Source organism: Candidatus Ruminimicrobiellum ovillum, from assembly GCF_002392975.1.
GTDB lineage: Bacteria > Elusimicrobiota > Endomicrobiia > Endomicrobiales > Endomicrobiaceae > Ruminimicrobiellum > Ruminimicrobiellum ovillum.
Genome location: NZ_DGIC01000012.1, coordinates 102319 through 125044 on the forward strand (window position 1 = coordinate 102319; position 22726 = coordinate 125044).

The window sequence follows — 22726 nt, forward strand, 5'->3', positions numbered from 1 at the left end:
AATTTATAATTTATAATTAAAGATATTTTTAAAATTTTCGTTTACAAGCATGATTAAAGCCGTCTATGAGTGCAGAAAAATTTAGAGCAAAAAGTTATAAATCAAAAAAACTTTTTAGTGCGAACATGCTTGAAGAAAAATCCGTTACATTAGGTCGTTAGGATTTTTCAAGTTGGAGCACGGCTTTAAATTTTTCAAACGAATGGCTTTTTTGCTTGTAAATGAGAAATTTTAAAAGAGCTATAAAAGGCAGCTTATTTTTTTCTTTTTAAAACTTTTTTCACGGCTTCGACAATATTTACATCTTTTAAACCATACTTTACAATCAGGTCTGCCGGCTTTCCCGATTCCCCGAAAGTGTCGTTAACTCCCACAAATTCCATAGGAACAGGACTGTTGGCAACAACAACTTCTGCAACAGCACTTCCGAATCCGCCGAAAATTTGGTGTTCTTCGGCAGTTACTATTGCACCGCAATCTTTTGCGGCATCGATTATTGCTTGTCTATCTATAGGTTTTATTGTATGTATATTTAAAACTCTTGCTTTTATACCTTCTTTTTCCAAAAGTTCCGCAGCCATTAAAGATTCATATACCATTGAACCGCAAGCCATAATACAAACATCACCGCCTTCTCTCATTTTTATGGCTTTACCTATTTCAAAAGGTGTTTTATCTTCGGTAATAATAGGAACATTTTCTCTGCCGTACCTTATATAAACAGGTCCGTTATAATCCGCAGCTGCAATTGTTGCTTTTTTAGTTTCAACCAAATCGCAGGGAACAAGAACCGTCATGTGAGGTAAACATCTCATTATGGAAATTTCTTCCAAAGCTTGGTGGGTAGCCCCGTCAGGACCAACCATAAGACCGGAATGAGAACCGCCGATTTTAACATTTAAATTCGAATAACAAATCGTTGTTCTTATTTGTTCCCAAGGTCTTCCGGAAGCAAAAACTCCGTAAGTGGAAACAAAAGGCACAAACCCCGCAACGGCAAGACCTGCTGCCATTCCCAACAAATTTGTTTCCGCAATACCCACATTAGCAAATCTATCAGGAAACTCTTTTTGAAAACCGTTTATCGCAACCGAAGAAACGGTATCTGCACCGAGAACAAATATTTTATCGTTTTTTTTGCCTAATTCAACAAGACCTTCACCAAAACCAAACCTCGTAGCTTTATTACCAAAAACATTTACCATAATTTATTTTCCTTATATTCCTAAAAATTGTTTACTTTAAACTTGCATCTATTTCTTTAAGAGCTTGTTCCAACTGTTCTGCATTAGGTGCCTTACCGTGCCAATCTGCAACATTTTCCATAAAAGAAACACCTTTACCTTTTACGGTTTTTGCCATTATAGCGGTAGGTTTTCCTTTGCACTGTTTTGCTTTTGTATATGCTTCATCAACTTCTTTTAAGTTGTGTCCGTCTATTTCTATAACATTCCAACCGAAAGCTTTATATTTATCCGCAATCGGATTAATATTCAACACGTCTTCTACTTTACCGTCTATTTGTAATCCGTTACAATCAACAATCGCACACAAATTATCAAGTTTAAAGTGCGGAGCGGCCATAACAGCTTCCCAAACGGAACCTTCCTGCTGTTCGCCGTCACCCATAAGGACATAAACTCTGTTATCCTGCTTTAACGTTTTCATACCTTTTGCAATACCTGCTGCTATTGAAAGTCCGTAACCCAAAGAACCGGTAGAAACTTCTATACCCGGAATATGTTTATCCATGGCAGGATGTCCCTGCAGACGACCGCCGATTTTTCTGAGAGTATCTAACTCTTCCTTAGGAATACAACCTATTTGCGCAAGAACTGCATATAGAACGGGGCAAACATGACCTTTTGAAAGAACAAAATAATCTCTGTTTTTATCTTGCCAGTTATCTTTATTAAAATTCATATGATTATTATATAAATCCACCAAAAGTTCTACGGCAGACAAACTTCCGCCGGGATGACCGGAACCGGCCTTATTCAACATTTTAAGAACTTCTTTTCTTACAGATGCTGATATAATTTTCAAATCAGCTATTTCCATTTGTTTCCCCCATTATATATTGGCATTTAATTTTTTATACAAATTCATTCTTTCTATTATACCATAAATAATAACAGATATGTGTTCCATTTTTTTTACATCGGTACAATTAAAATCGGAATTTTTTCTATTAATTGCAACCATTATTGCAATAACATTATTTTCTTGTTTTATCGGTAAAAATATTGCTGTTTTTAATTTAACGCTATCACTTATAAAATTACGAGAATAATTACTTACATCCGAATCTTTATTTATAACAACATACTTACCGCTGTTTATTATATCATTATAGATTGTTCCTTTTTTATTAGCAATCTTTAAAATGTTTTCCGAACCGAAAGACCCTTTAACGGAACAAAAGGTATCATTTTCTTTATTATATGTAAAAATACCGAAATTTTCTATATCCAAAATTTCTTTTGCCTTTGCTATTATATATTCCATGGAATCGGCTATATCTATTCTCGTAGTTGCATGAAATGCAATATCCGAAACATTTCTTATATCTTTTATTTTTTTCACCAATATACTATTTGTTTCTATAAGTTCTTTCGATGCCGTCTCTATTTCTATTTCCAGTTTTCTGTTTGTTTCTTTTATTTTTTGGTAATCTTTGATTCTGTTTATCAACGCAACCAAATATTTAGAAACACTGTTTATAATATCAATATTATCCGAATTAAAAGAATTTGCTATTTTACTTACTACAACAAAAACTCCTATACAATTTTTATCTTCATCTATAAGAGGAATAGCCATCATGGAACCAACCTTTTCATCGCACAGTCCGCCCAAATTTTCTTTTGTTATCTTATTTTCGTCATTTACAACAATTTCTTTTATTTGCTCATACGTGTTCCATATATAATTATTCTCATCTTTAGGCATAAAAGTTATGTCACTGTTCAATAACCCGTTTTTGGCAAATACTTTCAATTGTCCGCTTTCATCCGGGATAAAAAGAGCGCACATAGAATTTTTTATTCTTTTTTGAACAACATTAAATACAACATGAACGGAATTTACAAGCTCCAAATCGGAACTTACGATACTTGTTGCCGAAAACAACAAATTCATTGTCGTATTTACATCAAAAACTTTATTATGTAATTTTTTTAAATCTAAAAAAATATTTTTCCATATTCCGTATTCATTGGATTCATCAATAGTTACTTCCTTATCCATAACAATATTATTTATCATAATTTTTATTTGTTTGAAAGGATCAAAAACATATTTTTTAATATAAATATATGCAATAAATATGAAACCGATTAAAAGAAAAATAATCGATATTAAAAATATTGTTATATTCGCACCGCTTGAAAATATTTTTGCAAACAATTCATAAGACGGCCACACTTCAACCCAGCCTACAACGGAATTTTCATTTTTTATCGGATATGATAATTTTAAAACCGACAATATTGCCGAATTTATTTTTGTGGGATTTGATTTTTCTTTTCTGTTTTTTATGGTCAAATAACGAATATATTCTTTTTTTTCGAAATCGGAAATAAATTTTCTTGTTTTTTCCACAGCAAAATTTTTGTTCACTATTTCGGATAATACCTGTTTGGAATCATCTATCATAGGATATATGCTTTTTTTCAATTCATTATCAAAGAAAACATATACAAACAAAAACCACACCAATACTATAAGCAATATAGCGGAAATTATTATTGATATATGTTTAATTATTGTTTTATTCATCGTCATCTGTTAACAACTGCAAAGATTTTGATGTTCCCAATCTAATTGCCCCGGCCCTTATTAATTCTTCCGCTTGTTTATACGTGGATATTCCGCCGGAAGCTTTTATCCTTACATTGTTTTTCAATATTTTTTTAAAAAATTTAATATCTTCAACGGTTGCTCCGGATGGTGCAAAACCTGTAGATGTTTTTAAAAAATCAACTCCGTTATTTAAAACTATTTTAGCGATTTTTTCTTTTTCTTCCTGATTTAAATATGCGGTTTCAACAATTATTTTTAAAATTTTATTTAAACCGGTTTTCCTTAATAAAGCTATCTCTTTTTCCACATAGCTGAAATCTTTTGATTTTAAAGCGGAAATATTTATAACGGCATCTATCTCATCAGCACCGTTTTTTATGGCTTGCTTGGTTTCTATAAGTTTTCCTATACAACTGTTATAACCTAAAGGAAAGCCTATCACGGTACAAACTTTCACGTCGCTATTACTTAAAGCTTTTTTGCAACTTTCAACCATGAAAGGCGGTACACATACCGAACAAAATCTGTTTTCAACTGCTTGCTCACACAACAATTTAAAATCTTTATATGTTGCATTAGGTTTTAACAATGTATGATCTATAATTGATGCTATGTTTACCATGAATATTTTACCTTATAAGTAACTTTTGTTTCGGATTTTGCCGGAACATCAACTTCAAAAACTATAGTATTTGAATCTTTCTTTTCAAACTTATGTGAATTGGAAACGATTTTCCAATTAGACCAGCCGTAAAAAGTTTCTATAACATCAACCTTTACAGTTTCATCTTTTGCATTTTTCAAAACTATTTCATAAGTTTCTTCGGATTGTTTTGCGGAATTATTTCTTGAAGAGTTTGTCATTTTCTTTTCTGCCGTAACATCAAATGCATTACCCAATGTTAATCTCATATCTTTGTTTTCCGGAGTATGATCTATCATATCTTCTCCGACAAATTCTATTGAATCTCCGTCGCTCTTAAATACTCTTACTTTACCTTTAGGCAACGGTATTCCCAAATTAGAAGCCTTATTATTTTTAAATTTCAACGAAATTTCCACTTTATTGTTTTTGGAACTTTGATATGTATACTTTTTCTCTACGGGAATATTTTGTGCCGCAGTAAATTCTATTTGTTTTTTCTCATTATCTTTTAAATCAGCTTTTCTTTGCAATTTATAAATATGATATTCGAAAAATGCCTGTTCCTGAAAACCTGCTGCTGTATCATAAGCAGCTTCTTCCATAACGGCATTTTTAGCCATCATAAGACTTCTTGCAGCTCTTGGTTCTTTTACTGTATTTACATCACCTGCAACCAATTTTAGTTTAGCATCTTTGTATGTTCCACCGGATGTATTATTTATCGTTACCCAAGCATTCAAATCTATATTTTTATCATCTTTATTAAGCACGGCAACATAATCGGCTACCCAAGAAAAGCCTGTTGTTTTGTATGTTAATTCCAATTTTTTCTTACCGGCAACCTTACTGTTAATCAACCAAGACAAAGTAGGTTTTAACATTAACCCGTCAGGCATTTTCGGCAAAGAGATTTCTCCGCTCGGATTTATAACGATTTTATCGTTATTTGTTTTTATTATAGTACCGCCCTGAACGGATAAAAGCTTACCTGAAATTTTTTCTTTTTGAGAATTAGGCAAATATCTTTCAACCGTTATATCTTTACCTATATATTTTTGTAACAATTTATTACTGTTTACCAAATCAAAATCATAATTCTGTTCAAGAATTGTAATATTGTTGGAATCGGAAAGAAATTTCGGCAATACGCTCGTAGGATCTATTTTTGCAGATACATCATCTACTTCTATTGTTTGTTTACCGACTTTAACATCTACATCTTTTGTATCTCTTACAAGGGCAAAATTGTCATTGTATATTGTTACGGATGCGCCATAACCAAAACTTGAAACAAACATAAATGCAAATAAAACAAAAATTTTTTTCATAGAAATTTTCCTTATATATTTTATTTGAATATAAAAAAATAGAACAACAGCATTAATTCTGTTGTTCTATTTGAGTGATTTTATTTATTCTTTTTATATGTCTTTGTTCAAATTCCGTCTCAAGAAAAGTCTTAATCCACAAACAAATATCGTCGGGCGATGCAAATCTTGCTCCGGCACACATAATATTTGCGTTATTATGTTGAGCTATAAGCTGTGCGGTTTCTTTGCTCCAACAAACTGCCGCTCTTATACCTTTAACTTTATTTGCGGCTATTGACATTCCAATGCCTGTTCCGCAAATTAAAATTCCTTTATCCGCACTTTTTGAAATTATATTTTGAGATACTTTAAGTGCAAAATCCGGATAATCGCAACTATCTTTGGAATTTGTTCCGCAATCTATAACTTCATGTCCCAACGATTTTATAAAAGATATCAATTTATCTTTTATATCTATTCCTGCATGGTCGCAACCGAATGCAATTTTCATTTTTATACCCTTGATTATAATATAAAGAGTTTATCTCCGTTTTTCACACCTGCGGCATTAGCTTCTTCCATATCCAAATGGCATTCCAATGCCATTTTATCACTTACTCTTGCTATAACATTATCAAAAACGAGTCCTCTTTCTCCTTCCGTTTTCAATTTTAAAGAATCTCCGTTTTTTACTCCGTAAAATTCGGCATCTTTTGTTGTAAAATGAATATGTCTTTTAGCAACAATGCAACCTTCTTTTAGGTCTATTGAGCCTGCAGGACCTATTACTTTTATAGGTTCGGAACCTGCCAAATCACCGGACAACCTTATACAAACATTAACACCTAATCTTATAGCATCGGTTACAAATATTTCTACCTGAGTTTGTTTTCTTAACGGACCTAACACTCTGACTTTTTCTATTGCTCTTTTCGGTCCCTGTATTGTAACTGTTTCATCGCAAGCATGTTCTCCCGGTTGAACCAAATCTTTTGTCTTTGTTAATGTATGTCCTTTACCGAATAATGTTTCCATATCTTCTTTTGATAAATGTATGTGTCTGTTTGAAACATTTGTCAAAATAGGATTTTTTGCTCTATTTTCGTTCATTTTTATTTTTCCTCTATAATTATTTAGAAAATTTTACCAAAGCTTCAAAAGAATCTGCTTTCAAGCTTGCTCCGCCTACCAATCCGCCGTCTATATCTTCTTTTTTCATAAGTTCACTTACATTTTCGGGTTTTACGGAACCGCCGTAAAGGATTCTTATTTTATCTGCTGCACAACAATACATTTCTCCGTAAACTTTTCTTATAAAAGCATGAACTTCTTGTGCCTGATCGGGAGTTGCCGTTTTTCCTGTTCCTATTGCCCAAACGGGTTCATAAGCGATAACTACTTTTTCTGCATCTTCTTTAGATAAATCTTTTAAGCCTTCTCTTACTTGAGCTTCAATAACTTTAAATGTTACATCGGATTCTCTTTCCTGTAATGTTTCACCTACACAAACAACAGGTATTAAACCTATAGCTAATGCAGCTTTAACTTTTTTGTTTACCGTTTCATTTGTTTCACCGAAATATTGTCTTCTTTCGGAATGTCCTATTATTACATAAGTACAACCTGCATCTACCAACATATTAGGAGCAATTTCTCCCGTATAAGCACCTTTAGCTTCCCAGAATATATCTTGTGCACCTATATTAATATTTGTTCCTTTCGCTTCGTTTGCCAAAGCCGAAATTGCAGTAAATGTAGGACAAATTAAAACATCAACATCTTTAACATCTGCAATTTTACCTTTTAATTCACTTACCATAGCAACTGCTTCCGGTATAGTTTTGTTCATTTTCCAATTTCCTGCCATCAACGGTTTTCTCATGATTAAATCTCCTTTTAATATAATTTAATAAATATTTTTATAACAAACATCTTTTTTTATATTATAAAAAATTTCTATTTATCTTCTTTGTTATCCTCATTATAATATGAATAATTTTTATAATATCCGTATTTGCTGTATGTAAGACCTTTCGGTTCATATTGTGATATAACACCGCCAACAATCTTTATTCCGGCATTTTTCATCTTTTCAAGTGCAGCTTCAACTAATTTCGAGTTTGTACTTCCATACTTTACAACAAAAACAGCTTTATTTATATACTTACCCCATAACAAAGTATCACTTACAGGTAAAACGGCCGGGCAATCAACCATAACACAATCATAATTTTCAACTGCCCACTTTATAAATACTTCAAGTAACGGAGTATTTAATAATTCCGAAGGATTCGGAGGTCTTAGACCGGAAGTCATAACATACAAATTTTCTACGGAAGTTTGCTGAACATTATATTCAAAACTTGATATTTTTTTATCCTCCTGCCAAATATTGGTTAAACCTTTTTCATTCGAAACTTTAAACACTTTGTGAAGTCTGGATCTTCTCAAATCACCATCTATAAGCAAAACTTTTTTTTGAGTTTGAGCAAAAGCCACCGCCAAATTTACGGACAAATGACTTTTCCCTTCACTTTGCAAAGAACTGGCTATCAAAATAGGGGCTTTTCTGTCATCGGATAAAGCAAAACCTAACATTGTTCTTATATTTCTTATTTGTTCTGCCAACAAGAAATTCCCTTCTTTTAACATTATTTCATATTCGCTCTGTAACTTTTTTATTTTATTAACGGGAATAAAGCCTAAAAAAGGAATCTTTAATTTCTCTTGTAAATCGTCGGATGTTTTTATTGTTTTATCCAAGAATTCGACTATAAATATAAACAATATTCCTAAAATACAACCTACGCAAAAACCTATCAACAAATTCAACATTTTATTCGGTTTATAAGGATTATCCGGAACAAGAGCTTCATCAACTATTCTTATATTGTTTCCGGAAAATTGTCCGGAAAGTTCTATTTTTATACTTTGGATAAGCCTTCTTGTTTCAACATCTATCTTTTCTCTTATTGCTTGTAACTGATTTTGAACGGAAATAACTTCCGGATGATTTACGGTATATCTTGCATTTAGTTGGACATACTGTTTATATAATGCTATCTCTTGGTTCTTAAGATTTTTTATAAAATCGCTGTTCACTACCTGAGGCATAGAATTTAACAATTCCTGTTGTTTTGAACTTCTTTCCGTTGCATCAAGAGCAGCGATAACATCTTGTGCTATAGAAACTCGATTACTAACATTATCTTCTACAAAAGTTCTTGCTATTGTATTGGCAATCTTTGCACATAATTGTCTGTCGTAAGATTCTACTTCAAGGTTTAACAAACGACTTCTTGTTATAGGAATAATTTTTATATGTTTTTTTAGTTTTGCCCAACCGTTAGGTTGTTTGAATTCCGGAACTTCCGACAAATTCATATTCTTATGAACTTTTTCAAGCAATGTTCTCGATTCCAACAGTTTATACTGTGTTCTGTAATAATCTTCATCGCTTGCCCAAGATCCGAAAGAAGAAGTTTCTATTTTACCGGAATCTTCTCTGTCTATCATCATAAGAACGGAAGCTTTGTATTTCGGCTGCATCAACATATTTACAACAACAGCTGCCGCTATACAGATAATAACAACTCCGATCAACAACCATATTCTTTTTAATATTACCGATATATAGAATGTAAAATCTATTTCTTCGCTATTGTTGGTTTCATTTATAAAATTTTCGTTCATTGTTTCCTCTAAAACATACTTTGCGGAACGAAAACAACATCTCCGGGTATTAATTCGATATCAAGAGATTTGTTGCCTTGTTTTGTTATTGCATTAACATCTACATCTATACTTTTTTGTTTTCCGTTTTCCATTCTTAAAACTTTTATTTTTGAAGTGTTTGCAATATCGGTGAATCCGCCCACAGATGTAATTGCTTCAAGAACAGTTATCGTTTTTTCGGGCGGAATAGATATTTCCGAAGGTTTTTTCACCTGACCCAAAACATAAACCATTTTATTTGAATATTCCTTTATTAACATAGAAACCTGAGGACTTTTTATATAATATTTTAATTTTTCGGCCAACTGCTCTTCCGCATCACTTACACAATAGCCGCCGATTTTAACATTGCCTATCAAAGGATATGTAACGGTTCCGTTGGATGATATTCTGAGAACTCTATCCATATTAGGCTCCATAAAAACTTTAATTTCCACCAAATCTCCCGATTGCAATATATAATTTTTCGATTGCTGCACATTCGAAATATCATTTAACACTTGATCTTGAATACTATCGGTTTCATTATCCACACTACCGACACTATTGTTTTCGCCTGTAACGGCAACACCTTTCGTTGAGGCACATGACACTAAACAAAAAGAAATAAAACATAATAAAAATAAAATATAATTTTTCATAATTTTATTATTATACAAAAAAAGAAAAGTTATTTCACTAATATTTTTTGTTGTTGAATATTATCGGTGTTTACTTCTTTGCCGAACAACTCGTAGTAGTTAACCTTAGGTATACCGAAAGCTCCGTCGGTAGAATCTATATAAACTTTTTCCAAAAAACAATCAACATTGTTTATTTTTATAACCGCTTTCGGAACATTATTATCTAAGACTAAAATCATAGGCTTATCTTTTACGGATTTTAATGTAAAATCAAACTGTTCTTTTTCGGCATTATGTTTAACTTTAAAGCCGTAAGCTTTTTTATCAAAAGCACTTAATTCTTCTCTTTCACCGTTTTTATAAGCATATAAAAGCCAATAAACATCTACGGGCCTTTTCTCGTTTATACTGCCATCATCTTTTAACACCGCATCATATTTTACGACATTTGCATTTTTACTTCTCTCAATAGTAAACAAATTAACGGTTTTATCCGCATATATATTTATGCCAAACGTTAAAAACAATATTACTAACAGAATTGCTCTTTTCATTTTATGCTCCATAATAAAAATATTGTTACTATTTAGACATATATTTATACAAAATTGTTACTGTCTGCACAAGTAAAAGTAAGGACATTTTTGACAATCTGCATCATCGTAAATTTCGCTTTTAAACGGTTCATCGTTGTTAATATCCGCAATAATATTTTTGAGTTGTTTAAGCAAAATATCAAAATCTATTTTTTTATCTTGCTTTGTATCTGTTTTTTCCTTTAACAACGGTATTACAGATGTTTCTTTCAAAGAATACAGGAACACATTACTTACTGTTTTATCTTTGTTATTTTGCTCATACAAATATTTATAAATTATCAACTGAAAAGATTTTATGTTTTTTGCTATTACTTGTCTTGTAAACTTAGTTTCGTCGAAAACAAAATCTCTTGCGGCAATCGGTGCTTTCGCAGTACCGGTTTTATAATCTATAATACTTATTGTTCCGTCATCGTTTTCATCTATTCTGTCCATTCTTGAAATCAAATTATATTTTGTTCGGTTTACTTCTATTTGAAAATTAAAATCTTTTTCGGTATCCAACACTCTTTTAAACGGTCTTGCGATTTCCGCCGTTCTAAAATCGTTCAATTTCTTTTTAAGAAGTTTTTTTAACAAATACATTTTTCCGGTTTTAGTATTTTTAAAATATTCATCTATTTTATTATCCAACTCTTTTTCATAAGAAGTTTCGTCCAAAGTCAACAATTCTTCTTTAGTTAAACCGCCATGAAAAATTTTATTTAAAAAGTCGTGAACACAATTTCCTATATTAATACTTTCGTGATCATCATCATAATCTGTTTGTTCACCTAATTTCAACACATACTTATAATAAAATCTTAATTTACATTTCATATACGAATCTATGCTTGTTGCCGAATAATTGAAATTCAATAAATATTTTTTTATTTCGTCTGTCTTGGGAAATTCGGGTTTATTGTTGGCAAACAGTTGTGTAGATAAAACAGCATTATTAACCGTTACCGATTTTAAAAGTTTCGTTTTGTATTGTTTTTTCCATACAAGTTCTTCTATAAATCTGCTTCTTATGTTTGCATTGTCGCAAGGATATATTAAAGAAACGTTTTTTGCTCCAGAAATTAAACTGTAAAATTGATATTTTTGAATATCGATTTCTCTTTCCGAATAACCAATATTCAATAAATTAATAACTTCTTTCGGAATAAGAGGATTTATATCTTTTACATTCGGAATAACAGAATCCGACATAGATACTATAAAAACATTTTTAAACGAAAGTCCTCTGGATTCCATAAAACCCAATACTTGTAACCCTTTTAAAGGACTTCCCACAAGATTTATATTACCTGTAGCTATAAGGTTTTCAAATATTTTTAATAATTCTTTTGTACTAAAAATATTATTTGAACAAATAGAATTTAAAAGTTGGTTTGCAATGTCATAAATAATATTCATTGCGCCTAAATTAAAAGAGTACGAATTTATTAAACTTTTTTGGGTTATAATATCGGCTATACCGTTTATGGCTTTTCCCAAAGCATACATTGTAGAAACATTTTCGAATTTATAAAAAAAGATATCAAATAATTGTGTAATAAGTTCTTTTACTCTTTCCGGTGAAACTTCTTGCCAATAAGAAGTTATTTTTTTGGAAATAGTTTCATGTAATTCACTGTTATTTTGAATTTCATTCAACGAAACAAATTGATACATTTTAAATAAAGCTTTCTTATTTGAAAAATCGAAATTATTAATTATTTCATGAATTATAATTCTTGTAATATCCGGCAACCCTATAAATCTTATGTTTTTAACAAGCGGATTTGATATTATTGAAATAAAATCTTTTACGTAATACTTACTGTTTTCATCTCTGTTTAAATGAGTTTTAATTAAATCTTTCATTAAAGAAAATATTGTCGTTTTATTTGCGGGATATCCTACCGCAATATTAATATCTTTAAATACCGAATAAAGTTCGCTTGTAACCGCTTGTAATATTGTGTTATCCGGAACTATAACGACAGTATCTTTAAGTTCATTTTGCGGAACTTTTTGCACTAAATTCTTAACTAAACAAGCTTGAGAATATCCGTCGTAAGCACTGTAAAAATGAATATTGTCCGTTAAACTGTCTTTTACAGGTTTTGAAACGGAATTAAAATCTTTATATATTTTATTCAAATATTTCCAATTATTCTTGTCTCCTCTTAAGATAATGTCAAGCTTATCGGCATTAAACAAAACTTTAAACATTTCTGTTTCCGATTTATTCAAATAATACGGATTAAACAATATTACTCTATCGAAATCTTTAAAATAAGTTTCTATATGCTTTGCGGCATTATAATAAGAATACGCGGTTGTTGTTTTGTTTAACGACTCTATTCTTTTATGAAATTCCTCTCTGATAAAAGATATATTTTTCAAAAGATCATTAATACTTTTGGGAACATCAAAACCGATATCGGCCTGCATTTGAATATTTAACAATTTATCGTTACTTATTTGTTCCAAATCCAACAGATTTATAAAATTCAATATTTCGTTTGCCCACTGAAAGAAAGTCGAATATGTGTATTGATAAAAACTTGAACTTTTAAGATTGTTATGAATAATATCATAAATTATATAACTGCTGTCTATCTTTGATATTTTTTTCTTGTTCTGTAATCCCGATATTGAATTTACAAGTTCTTCAAAAGTAAAAAATTTTGGCGGAACAAACGGTTTATTTATTTGTTTTGCCAATTCCCTTTTTATAAACATCGACGGTCTGTTGGAAGTCATAATAACGGCAACCTTACCGAAATCATTTTCGACATCAGTTAAATCAAGCAAATATTTTGCCGTATATTCAACAATACTATCGTTTAAAGTAATGTTAATTATCTTACTCTTGTTTTTCATAAAATTTTATTCTATACCCGTATCCGTATAAAAATTACACAACTTTTCGTTTTCAATATCTACTATACAACAACATACTTTTTTATCCGCATATATATCTTTCAATATGTCAATATAATTTTTCATTTGATTATTTATGTATTCTTTATCGTATATTGAGCTTTTAAAATCTACTATACAAACTTCTTTTTGTTTTATTATTATCTTATCCGTTCTTATCGTATTTCCGAATTTATCTACATACTCTTTTTCGTTAAATACGATATTCCGTTCATCAAATAAACTTGCTATATCTTTGTTAGATAATAAACTTAAAATTTTTTCTTTAAAAATTGTAAAATCCTGATCAGGATATACTAATTGTGTATTTTCTATGGCTTTTTCGATTTTACTTTGTAAATTTTGCAAATTAAAAGTTTCTATTTGAGATAAAGCATAATGTATTATTTTCCCGTTTAGTAAAATATCTTTGTGCTTTTTTCCGTAAATTTCTATAGAGCTGTCATTTATTATATCTACAATATCCTGAAGTTTTGTAGGTATTATTTCAATATTTTTTATAACTTCTTCATCTTCATCAGATGTTTTTGCTTTTATCTTTCCTTTACCACCGAATTTTCTGTTATTTTCATCTATAAACATTTCAACATAACTTTTTTTATTTCCGCTTTTTGTTTTTTTGTGAGATATAAGAGCATAAAATTCACATACCGCTCTTGTTGTTGAAACATATAAACAGTTCAATTCGTCAGATATATTTTTAAAATATTTCTCATAGTAAATATCTTTTAACTCTTGTGAATAATTCGGCATTTCTCTGTTTATTGACAAGAAAGATATTTCATCTTCTTTTTCTATTGAAAATATATTATCTTCTTTTGGTTGTTCTATATAAAAATAAGGCATTATTACAACGTTATATTCAAGACCTTTTGATTTATGAATTGTAGTAATTTTTATTGCATTTGATGACGGAACTTTTATAAAAAACTTTTCATTTTTCTCGTTATTTTCAAAATCATTAAAGAAATCTATAAAATTTTGTAACCCCTGATTATCTTTTTCAAAATCACAAACTATTTCTAAAAATCTGTAAATTATATTTATATGTTCTCTGAAATTTTCTATTATCTTATACTTTGAAATTAAAGATACAACCATTTCGTATACGGCAACAAAACCAACCCTGTTAAAAAAATCTTCAATATAATCTTGCCATAGATTAGGATATTTTTTTCTGAATTTAATATAAAGATTAATATTGTTTGATGTTTCAAGAGAATTGTCGGTTATAAATTTGAATATTTCTTCTTTACTCAAACCTGTTACACGTAAGAACATATCACTTGTAATAAAAGAAACAAAAGATACATTATCCGTAGGCATATTAAAAAATTGTAACGAACTAAACAATTCTTTTATTATCTGTGAATTTATAATGTTTAATGTTTGAAAAGATTCTATATCTATACCCTTTTCAAGTAACCATCTGCCGATTTTTTCTATTTCGTCATTTTTTCTGCAAATTATCGTTATATCTTTTTTTGAAAATCTTTTTAACACATCATCTATTGTTTCATACAAATACTGTTTTACCAAATCATCAAAATCATCATCTTCACCATATTCTTTATATGCTATCTCGACATAACCGGATTCTTGAGTATTACATTTTTGTTCGGAATCTTTAAAAACTTCTACTATTCCTTCACAATATTTTGATACATCTTTTAAATTTTTATCTCTACCGATATAATTTAACAAGTTAGCTATATTATCTTGCGAATACACTTTATTATTAAAATCTACTATTGCTTTACAACTTCTGTAATTTGTATCAAGCACGGTAAGTTTTGGGGCATAATTATAAAACTCTTTTCTTGGAACATCGAAAATTTTATAATCTCCTCCTCTAAAACCGTAAATTGCCTGTTTTTTATCTCCGACATAGAAAAAGGAACCGCCTTTCGAAAGATTTTCTTCAACTATAAGTTTTAATGTTTGCCATTGAATTTGGTTTGTATCTTGAAATTCGTCTATAAGGAAATCGGTAAAATTGTTAGATAAACTTAAATATATTTCCGGAGCCAACTCTTGTTCATAAAAAACTTTTGATACCTGTTTATTTATATCCTGCAAAAACATTACGGAATCCAACTTAGCTCTTGTTTCAAATTCTTTTAATATACTATCAAACATCTTTATATAGTTATCGTAGAAATGTTTTGCTTTAAATTCCATAAATTTTTGGATTATTGTCTTACCTTTAACAAAAACCTCTTCTAATTTAGTACTGTGTTGTTCCTGAGGAAGAGTTGTTACATAAGGGACTTCATCCTTTGCAAAAAAAGAAGTTATATTATCATCAAACAAAGATTTCTTTTTTGAAACGATATCACTTGCATATTTTTGAAGTTTTATTCTACCGCCTATAAATTTCGGTATATTTTCTATTTCAAGAACTTTTTTACAAATTTCTATAAATGCACTATTCAGTTTAAATAACTCTTCGGAATACTTTACTTTCTTTTTTATTTCTACTATTTTTTTTGTTATTTCTTTTTTATATAATTTTTTGAATGTTCTTGAGATATTACCTCTAATATTCCAAGATGAAGTATTGTCTATAGTATATTGTTCAAAAAAAGTGTCCAACACTTCTTTTACTTTATCATCACTAAAGGATTTGTCCAGAAAAACATCTATAGAATAATCAATATACTCTTCATAAGAATCTAAAATCTTATAATTCGGCGATACTCCCAATTTCAGTGCACAGGCTTTTATTATTAAATTTATGAAACTGTCTATCGTTCTTACATTAAAATGATCGAAATTATTTATTATGTTATTTACAACAATGTTGGCATTTGACGGAATTTTTGTTTTGGGAAGATTTACTGCCGTCAAAACATCTTTTACATCTTGCCCTAAAGATATTTTTTTCAAATACTTTATTATTCTTTCTTTCATCTCGATAGTTGCTTTATTTGTAAAAGTTAAAGCAAGAATATTATTTAACGGAGGTTTTGTTACGGACGAATCGAAATTAAGCAATAAAGAAATGTATCTTTTTGCCAAATTGTGTGTTTTCCCCGAACCTGCAGAAGCTTCTAATACAACAAATTTACTTGTATCCATATTGGTTGTTTATTAATATTTATTTGAACTTTTTAAAGTTTTTTGAATTTCTCGATTTATGTCTTTTTTCTTCAACAAATCTCTTTTATCGTAGGTAGTTTTTCCTTTTGCAAGACCTATGAGAGCTTTTATTTTACCGTATTTTGAAACATAAATTTCTAACGGAACAACGGTTAATCCTTTTTCTTTTGATTTTGAAAACAGCTTATTTATTTCCTGTTTATGTAACAATAATTTTCTGTTTCTTTTAGTATCGTAATCACCGATATGTGTTGAAATTTGTGTATATTGTGCAATATAAACATTTTCTAAAAAAGCTTCATTATTATTAAATCTTACGATAGAATCCGCCAAACTTGCATTATGTAATCTTAAAGATTTTACTTCATATCCGGACAATACGATACCCGCTTCATATTCTTCCAAAATATGATAGTTATGATAAGCTTTTTTATTTGTAACCAAAACTTTTTTTTCTGTATTTTTCTTTGCCATAATATTACTGATTATTTTACCAAAAATATAATAAAAAAGTATATATGTGTATGTTGACAAAAAAGGTTAAATCTTTTAAAATCTTTAAATTAGGTTATTAATTTTAAGATGCGCCCATAGCTCAATTGGATAGAGCGTTTGACTACGAATCAAAAGGTTAGAGGTTCAACTCCTCTTGGGCGCGAACGGAATTTTATAAAAAAACAATAAAATTAAGGAGCATAACATGAAAGAAAAAGTTGAAGCGGTTTTGAATCAGGTTAGACCTGCTCTTATTGCCGATGGCGGGAATGTAGAGTTGGTAGATATTACACCTGATAACATCGTAAAAGTAAGATTGCAAGGACATTGCGGCAATTGTCCTATGGCAATGATGACATTGGAAATGGGAATAAAAAAAGCTATCCAAGAAGCTCTTCCCGAAATAAAAGATGTTGTTGCAGTGTAAATGAAAATCGGTATTTTATCCGACACGCATAACAATATAGATAAAATATGTAAAGCTATAGATTTTTTTAATCTCCGGCAAGTAGAATTCGTTTTACATGCCGGAGATTTTTCTTATCCGGAAGCAGCAAAATATTTTTCAAGGTTAAAATGTCCGTTTTTGGCAATTTTCGGAAACAATGATTTTGATTATTACGGATTATCAAAAACGATTGAAAAGTTCGGTAACATTTATGAACCGCCATACGATTTTGTATTAGACAACAAAACTTTCTTACTAACACATCATTTATACACACCTGCAAAAAAATTCGATTATATAATTTACGGTCATACTCATAGACCGTCCATAACAAAAACATCTAACGGTTTACTCATAAATCCCGGAGAAGTTACGGGAAGAAGATATGGAAGAAGCACGGTTGCAATACTTGATACAAGTACGAACCGTGCCGAAATATTCGATTTGGATTTAGAATAATCTTATTATTTTATTATATCGGGATTTGATGTACCTGAATAAGAATCTACGGGCATAATAAAATATGCAATTATATATATAAGCCCTACAGGAAAAAATCCCGTAAATACAAGCAACAAAACCATTATTATTCTTACAATAGTTTTGTCTATTTCAAAATATTGTGCCAAACCGGAACATATACCGAAAATAATCTTATCATTAGGTAATCTTGTTAACTGTTTTGCCATTTTTCCTCCAGCTATTTTTTATTGTCTGCTTCTCTTATTTGAACTCTTCTTATTTTTCCGCTTATAGTTTTAGGCAACTCATCTACGAATTCAACTATTCTGGGATATTTGTAAGGAGCTGTAACCCTTTTAACATGGTTTTGCAATTCTTTTTTCAAATCGTCACTTGCTTTAAAGCCTTTTGCCAAAACAACTGTTGCTTTAACAATTTGTCCTCTGTCAGGATCGGGAACTGCGGTTATAGCACATTCCAATACTGCAGGATGTTCCAACAATGCACTTTCTACTTCAAAAGGCCCGATTCTGTATCCGGAACTTTTTATAACATCATCAACTCTACCGACAAACCAAATATATCCGTCTTCATCTCTGTATGCGGTATCACCGGTAAAATATAATCCGTCATGTAAAACTTGTTTTGTAAGTTCAGGGTCTTTATAGTAACCGTTAAATAATCCCGCCGGTTTTTCTCCGTGAAGTCTTACCACTATCTGTCCTACTTCACCGAACTCGCAAGATTTATAATCATCATCTACAATATCTATATCGTAATACGGTGCAGGTTTTCCTATTGAACCCGGTTTCGGTGTCATCATAGGAAAATTTCCTATAATTGAAACAAGTTCCGTTTGTCCGTAAGATTCCATTAATCTTACACCGGTAATTTTTTTCCAATTGTTATACATTTCGGCATCTAACGGTTCACCTGCAATCGTACAATACTTTAAGTTAGATAAATCGTAACTCGGTATATCTTCTTTTATCAAATATCTGTATATGGTCGGAGGTGCACAGAAAGATGTTACTTTATGTTTAGAAATTTGTTCCAAAATATCTTTCGGCGTAAACTTATCGAAATCATAAACAAATACTGCCGTTCCGGTTATCCATTGAGCATAAATTTTCCCCCATGCGGCTTTTGCCCAACCGGTATCGGCAACGGTTATATGTAATCCGTTTTCCTGAAGATTGTGCCACTGACCTACAATCAAAAGTCCTAACGGATATGTAAAATCGTGTGTTACCATTTTAGGCATTCCGGTTGTTCCGGAAGTAAAATATAAAAGCATATTATCGTGATTTGTTGTTGCTTCGGCTCCCGTAGGTCTTTCGAACACGTCGGACTCTTTTTCTATTTCTTCGGTAAAATTGTACCAGCCGTCGGCACCTTTTGAATTAACGCAAACTTTATATTTCAGTGTAGGTGTTTTGCTTTGCGATTTATTTACAACATCAATAAGTCCGTGAGCATCTACAACAACTGCCATTTTTACATCCGCTGCATTACATCTGTAAACAATATCTTTTTCCGTTAATAAATGTGTTGCCGGTATTCCTATAGCACCTATTTTATGAAGAGCAACAACGGAAAACCAAAACTCGAATCTTCTTTTAAGAATAAGTAAAACGGTATCGCCTTTTTTTATACCGATTCTTTTAAAGAAGTTTGCCGTTTTGTTTGTATACTTTTTAATATCTTCGAACGTAAAAGTTTTTTCCAAACCTTTATCATCGCACCATACAAGAGCTTTTTTGTTAGGTTCTTGTTTTGCCCACTCATCAACTATATCGAAACCGAAATTAAAATTTTCCGGCACGGTTATTTTAAAATTTTTCACAAAATCTTCATACTTATCGAAATGCTTCATTGTTATATATTTTTCTAACATTTTTTTCTCCATATTAATTCAATATTGTAGCGAGAAATCTAAGTTGTTTGTTACCTAATGCCATCATTGCATGTTCTGTTCCAGAATCGAAATAAATACTGTCGCCCGGATTTAAAATAACTTCTTGGTCTTTATAAAAGAATTTCATTTGCCCTTCGAGAATATAGTTAAATTCGTGCCCTTCATGAGCATATTTGTGAATATCGGCTTTTTCTTCTTGTTCGGGATCTACGGTCACCATAAAAAATTCCGCTTTTTTATTAATAAAGTTATATGCCAAATCCTGATATTTATATTCTTTTCTTCTATCTATTGAAAGTCCTTTATCTTTTCTTACAACACTGAACTTTTTAAGTTTAGGTTCTTCACCGGTTAAAAGAACGGTTAATTCTATATTGAATTTGCCTGCCATTGCATACAAGAAACTTACCGGAATATCACATTCTCCGCTTTCATATTCAATATATTTATTTACATCTACATTAAGTTCTTTTGCCATCGATTCAATAGACATATCGGAAATTTCTCTTAATTCTTTAATTCGCTTTGCAATCAATTTAATATTTTCTAACATAACAAATACTACCTCCCTACCATATAATAAATACTTGTAAATTCTATAAATTTTATTGTGTAAAAGCAACATAAACTTAATCTAAACTTCTAAAAATTCAACATTTTTGTTAAATTTTATTGCTATTAATGTATTTAATGTTACATTTATAGGATTTTTTAAGAATTTATAATTAATTTTAGATTTTATTCAAACCACTTGTTATACTTGAAAGATGAGGAAACAACTTTATCAAAAGATAGTACTTTTTCTTCTAATTTTTTATATTTATCGGAATCTTTTTCAACATTTGTTTCCAATACGGACTGTCTATTATGTCTCATAAAATTATCATCTTCAACTATTGCAATATTGTTACCTTCACAGATAAACGCACAATGATTTGCTTGTTCATCCAAAGCATTTGTTCCTAAAGCGGTAAATTTTAAATTTTCACTAAACAAATGTGACAAAGTCGGTATTATATCTAATTGAGATACGGTATAATTTATTTTTTGCGGTTTAAATATTTTAGGTGCATATATTACAAAAGGAATATGAAACTTATCTTTCAACGTATTTCCGCTCTCTATACCATTAGGGACATGATCGGCAACAAATATAAAAATTGTATCATCAAACCAACCGTTTTGTTTTGCTTTTTCGATTAATTGCCCTATTGAATAATCGGCATAATACAATGAGTTTAAATATTTATTCTCTTCCGTTGTTCTCGGATATTTTTCAAATTCATCGGTTGTTTTGGTAAAAGGAATATGAGTTGAACCCGTAAACCCTAATATAAAGAATGAAGTGTCTTTTTTTAGCTGTGAAATTTTTTCGTTCATAAACATACACAAATCATAATCATAACCATAAAAAGCTTTCTCTTTATATTGCATATACACCGGAATAGAATCTTCCGAAAAGGTTTCTTTCATTCTAAAGTTTGTTTTGGCAATCACCCCGAAAAATTTATTTGAATCAATAGGTGAAGTCTGCATATATGCAGAATAATATTCTTTATTATTAAAGATATCTGCTACGGAAAACATATTTTTCAATTCTAAACCATAAGTATAACTTGAATTTTCAGCAATAAAACCCGGTATTAAAGGAAGCCCTGCAAAAATAGCATAAAGTCCAAACATACTTCTTGTCCCTACAGCATAAGCATTATTAAAAACTATACTTTCGGAAACAACTTTATCAAAATAAGGAGTTACTCCATAATTTGTATTATTTAAAGAATCTATATGTTTGAATGACCACCCTTCAAGAAGAACAATACACACATTATAATTTTTGTTTAAATCTTGTTTTGTAACAGTTCTCATTAATGGATAATTATCACTTATAAACAATTCATTTTTCGACAACAAATGGGTCCTTATTATCTTATATGAATCATCTGCGTTAATATTGTTTTTCAAAGCCATTTCATTTTTAACAAAAGCATGTGTTCCGGTAAAAACGCCGTTTAATATAAGATTTACTTCCTGAATATTATTTGTCAATGTATAAACATCAATTAATCCCAATGTCATACCGGAAATATTTCCTCTTATCATAAAAAATATTATTACGAATATAAGCAAAGAAATTATTGTATTTTTCATAATTGAAACTCTTTTAGGATTGTAAAAACTTTTAAATAGTTTTATCGACAAAGAATAAATAATACATATAAGCAAAATCAAAGATATTAAAACAAACCAATATCTCGTTAACGAATATTTTATAACAAACCTAAAATCACTTAATGCTAAAAACAATTCCTCGGTAATATGAGCTTTTGATTCTTGAAAATAAACTAAATCCCCAATCATTATCGTAAGCATAATAAAAAATATAATCCATATAGCAGATATTACAAATTTATAATATTTTATTGATTTTATCGGAAGAAGCAACATTATAAAAGGAACACAATAAAATATTGTCATTATGGATAAATCAAATTTTATGGAAAGCAAAAAAGATTTTAATACTTGAATACTCGTTAATGTAAATATGTTGCTATACTTTACTAACAAATAAATCCTACCTAAATCAAAAAAAATCAAAGTAGTAATAAGTACAGACACTACAAAAAATATTTTTATCTTAAAATCTTGATTAAGTATCAATTTCATT

20 protein-coding genes and 1 tRNA gene are annotated in these 22726 nt (G+C 30.1%); 3 read left to right on the forward strand and 18 right to left on the reverse strand.

Annotated elements, in window-relative coordinates; all coding sequences use genetic code 11:
- Positions 1-254 precede the first annotated feature (254 nt).
- The 14 genes from B2Y85_RS07105 to smpB all read right to left on the reverse strand — a co-directional run bounded on the left by B2Y85_RS07105 (position 255) and on the right by smpB (position 17209).
- Entirely contained in the window at positions 255-1205 is a 951-nt protein-coding gene (locus B2Y85_RS07105; RefSeq protein WP_372519787.1) for a transketolase family protein, read from the reverse strand.
- A gap of 31 nt (positions 1206-1236) precedes the next feature.
- Positions 1237-2061, reverse strand: coding sequence for a transketolase (locus B2Y85_RS07110; RefSeq protein WP_372519788.1), 825 nt, complete (start codon positions 2059-2061; stop codon positions 1237-1239).
- Between the two features lie 12 nt (positions 2062-2073).
- A complete protein-coding gene (locus B2Y85_RS07115) occupies positions 2074-3780 on the reverse strand; it encodes a GAF domain-containing protein (RefSeq protein ID WP_372519789.1) in 1707 nt (568 codons plus the stop codon).
- Positions 3773-4426, reverse strand: coding sequence for a deoxyribose-phosphate aldolase (deoC, locus tag B2Y85_RS07120; protein ID WP_372519790.1), 654 nt, complete (start codon positions 4424-4426; stop codon positions 3773-3775). Before deoC ends, B2Y85_RS07115 begins: the two co-directional genes overlap by 8 nt.
- Positions 4420-5778 carry a DUF4139 domain-containing protein gene (locus B2Y85_RS07125; protein ID WP_372519791.1) on the reverse strand — a complete coding sequence of 453 codons (1359 nt, stop codon included), beginning with the start codon at positions 5776-5778 and terminating at the stop codon, positions 4420-4422. Before B2Y85_RS07125 ends, deoC begins: the two co-directional genes overlap by 7 nt.
- Positions 5779-5830: 52 nt before the next feature.
- Positions 5831-6271 carry a ribose 5-phosphate isomerase B gene (gene rpiB / locus B2Y85_RS07130; protein WP_372519792.1) on the reverse strand — a complete coding sequence of 147 codons (441 nt, stop codon included), beginning with the start codon at positions 6269-6271 and terminating at the stop codon, positions 5831-5833.
- Positions 6272-6285: 14 nt separating this feature from the next.
- Complete coding sequence (gene pduL / locus B2Y85_RS07135; RefSeq protein ID WP_372519794.1) at positions 6286-6870, reverse strand: phosphate propanoyltransferase; 585 nt, start codon at positions 6868-6870, stop codon at positions 6286-6288.
- Between the two features lie 19 nt (positions 6871-6889).
- Positions 6890-7642: a triose-phosphate isomerase gene (gene tpiA, locus B2Y85_RS07140; RefSeq protein ID WP_372519796.1), complete on the reverse strand. Its 753-nt coding sequence runs from the start codon at positions 7640-7642 to the stop codon at positions 6890-6892.
- Between the two features lie 74 nt (positions 7643-7716).
- Positions 7717-9453 (reverse strand): GumC family protein, encoded by a 1737-nt coding sequence (locus tag B2Y85_RS07145; RefSeq protein WP_372519797.1) that lies wholly within the window; start codon positions 9451-9453, stop codon positions 7717-7719.
- An 8-nt stretch (positions 9454-9461) separates the two neighbouring features.
- Entirely contained in the window at positions 9462-10136 is a 675-nt protein-coding gene (locus tag B2Y85_RS07150; RefSeq protein WP_372519798.1) for a polysaccharide biosynthesis/export family protein, read from the reverse strand.
- Positions 10137-10165: 29 nt separating this feature from the next.
- Positions 10166-10672, reverse strand: coding sequence for a DUF4833 domain-containing protein (locus B2Y85_RS07155; RefSeq protein ID WP_372519799.1), 507 nt, complete (start codon positions 10670-10672; stop codon positions 10166-10168).
- A gap of 57 nt (positions 10673-10729) precedes the next feature.
- Positions 10730-13573 carry a PD-(D/E)XK nuclease family protein gene (locus B2Y85_RS07160; RefSeq protein WP_372519800.1) on the reverse strand — a complete coding sequence of 948 codons (2844 nt, stop codon included), beginning with the start codon at positions 13571-13573 and terminating at the stop codon, positions 10730-10732.
- A gap of 6 nt (positions 13574-13579) precedes the next feature.
- Positions 13580-16714, reverse strand: a complete 3135-nt coding sequence (locus B2Y85_RS07165) for a UvrD-helicase domain-containing protein (RefSeq protein ID WP_372519801.1) — start codon at positions 16712-16714, stop codon at positions 13580-13582.
- Between the two features lie 12 nt (positions 16715-16726).
- The gene (gene smpB, locus B2Y85_RS07170; protein WP_372519802.1) at positions 16727-17209 is read right to left on the reverse strand and encodes an SsrA-binding protein SmpB; all 483 of its coding nucleotides are present in this window, start codon (positions 17207-17209) and stop codon (positions 16727-16729) included.
- A gap of 110 nt (positions 17210-17319) precedes the next feature.
- On the opposite strand from smpB, the gene B2Y85_RS07175 reads away from it, so the two are divergent.
- From B2Y85_RS07175 to B2Y85_RS07185, 3 genes are all read left to right on the forward strand, one after another.
- Positions 17320-17393, forward strand: a tRNA-Arg gene (locus B2Y85_RS07175).
- A gap of 42 nt (positions 17394-17435) precedes the next feature.
- On the forward strand, positions 17436-17657 hold the full coding sequence (locus B2Y85_RS07180) for a NifU family protein (RefSeq protein WP_372519803.1): 222 nt from the start codon (positions 17436-17438) through the stop codon (positions 17655-17657).
- Complete coding sequence (locus B2Y85_RS07185) at positions 17658-18137, forward strand: metallophosphoesterase (RefSeq protein ID WP_372519804.1); 480 nt, start codon at positions 17658-17660, stop codon at positions 18135-18137.
- 5 nt (positions 18138-18142) lie between these two features.
- On the opposite strand, the gene B2Y85_RS07190 is transcribed toward B2Y85_RS07185, so the two are convergent.
- From B2Y85_RS07190 to B2Y85_RS07205, 4 genes are all read right to left on the reverse strand, one after another.
- Positions 18143-18367, reverse strand: coding sequence for a PspC domain-containing protein (locus B2Y85_RS07190; protein ID WP_372519805.1), 225 nt, complete (start codon positions 18365-18367; stop codon positions 18143-18145).
- An 11-nt stretch (positions 18368-18378) separates the two neighbouring features.
- Complete coding sequence (locus B2Y85_RS07195; RefSeq protein WP_372519806.1) at positions 18379-20037, reverse strand: AMP-binding protein; 1659 nt, start codon at positions 20035-20037, stop codon at positions 18379-18381.
- A gap of 13 nt (positions 20038-20050) precedes the next feature.
- Positions 20051-20611 (reverse strand): helix-turn-helix domain-containing protein, encoded by a 561-nt coding sequence (locus B2Y85_RS07200; RefSeq protein WP_372519807.1) that lies wholly within the window; start codon positions 20609-20611, stop codon positions 20051-20053.
- A 185-nt stretch (positions 20612-20796) separates the two neighbouring features.
- A complete protein-coding gene (locus B2Y85_RS07205; RefSeq protein ID WP_372519808.1) occupies positions 20797-22725 on the reverse strand; it encodes an LTA synthase family protein in 1929 nt (642 codons plus the stop codon).
- Position 22726 lies beyond the last annotated feature (1 nt).